The sequence below is a fragment of the Sphingorhabdus sp. genome (assembly GCF_035329025.1).
Taxonomy (GTDB): Bacteria; Pseudomonadota; Alphaproteobacteria; order Sphingomonadales; family Sphingomonadaceae; genus Sphingorhabdus_B.
Genome location: NZ_DAOLHN010000096.1, coordinates 1 through 2194 on the forward strand (window position 1 = coordinate 1; position 2194 = coordinate 2194).

2 protein-coding genes are annotated in these 2194 nt (G+C 56.3%); both read right to left on the reverse strand.

Features of this window, described 5'->3' with window-relative positions; genetic code table 11:
• The coding region (locus tag PKC81_RS14675) for a cbb3-type cytochrome c oxidase subunit I (protein ID WP_324337357.1) at positions 1-1102 on the reverse strand (1102 nt) is incomplete at its 3' end.
• Between the two features lie 122 nt (positions 1103-1224).
• A complete protein-coding gene (locus PKC81_RS14680) occupies positions 1225-1926 on the reverse strand; it encodes a Crp/Fnr family transcriptional regulator (RefSeq protein WP_324337359.1) in 702 nt (233 codons plus the stop codon).
• Positions 1927-2194 lie beyond the last annotated feature (268 nt).

A 2194-nucleotide genomic window follows, 5' to 3' on the forward strand; every position in this document is an offset into this window, starting at 1 on the left:
GATCGGTGCGGATCTTGTCCCATGCGCCGTTGAGCGTCATCAGACCGTTGATCATCCCGCCCCAGCTGGGCATCCACAACATGATCGAGAAGACCATGCCCAGCGTCTGCGCCCAATCGGGCAGCGCGGTATAGTGCAAGTGGTGCGGACCCGCCCAGATATAGAGGAAGATCAGCGACCAGAAGTGGATGATTGACAGGCGATAGCTGTAGACCGGACGTTCGGCCTGTTTCGGCACGAAATAATACATCATCGCCAGGAAGCCAGCAGTCAGGAAGAAACCCACCGCATTATGTCCATACCACCATTGGGTCAGCGCATCCTGTACGCCGGCAAAGGCGCTGTAGCTCTTTGACCCGAGCAAGCTTGCCGGCATCGACAGATTGTTGACCAGATGCAGCATCGCAATGGTGATGATGAAGGCCAGATAGAACCAGTTCGCCACATAGATGTGCGGTTCCTTCCGGCGCATGATCGTGCCGACGAAAACCGCCAGATAGGACACCCAGACGACGGTCAACCAGAGGTCGACATACCATTCAGGTTCCGCATATTCGCGCGCTTCAGTAACGCCGAGCAGATAGCCTGTGGCAGCGAGCACGATGAACAGCTGGTAACCCCAGAAGACAAACCGGGCGAGACTGGGGAAGGCGAGCCTCGCCCGGCAGGTGCGCTGAACCACGTAGAAACTGGTGGCGATCAGCGCATTCCCTCCGAACGCAAAGATAACCGCCGACGTATGCAGCGGCCGCAAGCGTCCGAAAGTCGTGAACTCCAGATTGAGATTGAGAGCCGGGAAAGCGAGTTGCAGCGCGATGTACAGGCCAGCCAGAAATCCGGCCAAGCCCCAGAAAATTGTCGCAATCACCCCGAGCCGGATCAGATCGTCATCATAGGTCGATGCGGCCTGTGATGACAACGCCGGATAGCGTTGGGTGATGAAGTCAAATCCCTTTGCGCTGGCAAAGGCGGCAATCAGTGCAGCAAGGCAGGCAATGCTCATATGAACCGAAAAGGCCCAATCCGCACTGGCTGCTGCCGCAAGGAGCAAGGCCAAAGCTATGGCCAACCAAGCCCCGCCCCGCATCATCAATCTTTCCATGATATTTCCCCGTTACTTTTCCCCCTGGACAGGGGAATTGGCATCAAAGCGCATCGCAACGACCGCGCGAGTCCGCATTGACCTAAGTCAAGCAAACGAACTTGCACATTTTGCAACTGCCCTCAAGCAGCTGTTGCGATGTTTTCTAGCCTGCGGCGGTCCTTGATGACGACGCTGCGCCGGTCGGGCAATTCAATGATTTCAGCCTCTTTCAGCTTGGTAAGCTGGCGGCTGACCGTTTCGATGGTGAGGCCCAACAGATCACCCATTTGCTGGCGATCCATCGGCAACTCAAACTTGTCGAGGAAGGGGGCGATGGCGCTGCAACCGACAGCCCCCAGACGATCGGATATTTCAATCAGCAAGGTGGCAATGCGTTCGCTCGCGGTTTTCCGCCCGAGCAGCATCATCCATTGCCGTGCACGGTCAAGTTCATCGAGCGTGCGTTGCAGCAGCTTGTGCTGCAGATCGGGATGTTCCTTCGCAAAGCCATCAAACGCGGTGCGGGTAAAGATGCACACCTCGGCATCGGTCAGAGCGGTAACCCCATAAGGGCTTTCCTTACCAAAGGGACGGCCGATAAAATCCGATGGAAAAACAACGCCTACAATCTGTTCACGGCCATCCTGTGTCGATACCGAAAGCTTCAGGACACCCTGAATGACATTGGCAACGACAAGCGACTCATCGCCTTCCCAGACCAAAGTCTGGCCGCGTGAAACCATCTGCTTCCGTCCCAATTTACCGAGCGCCAGCAATTCGTCCGGCATCAAAGCCGAGCAAATCGCGCGGTTGCGGACGACACAGGTTTCGCAATCGGACATGTATATTGCGCTATCGGGCTTAAACGGATCGCGCAATCCCTAAACAAAAAAAGCCGCCCTAAGGCGGCTCATCGGTTTGATTGCGGGAGTAGGATTTACGGGCTTCGCCCGTGGTCTCCGCCTCGCTTTACGAGGCCTCGGCTGAACAAGCCGCCAATCCCGACACTCACTGCCACCAACAAAAAAGCCCGCGCAAGGCGGGCTGTTTTTTGCTGGTTGCGGGAGTAGGATTTGAACCTACGACCTTCAGGTTATGAGCCTGACGAGC

What these genes read in the sequence shown, in the direction of transcription:
- PKC81_RS14680 (WP_324337359.1), bottom strand. Translation starts at nt 1,926, where the DNA reads ATGTCCGATTGCGAAACCTGTGTCGTCCGCAACCGCGCGATTTGCTCG.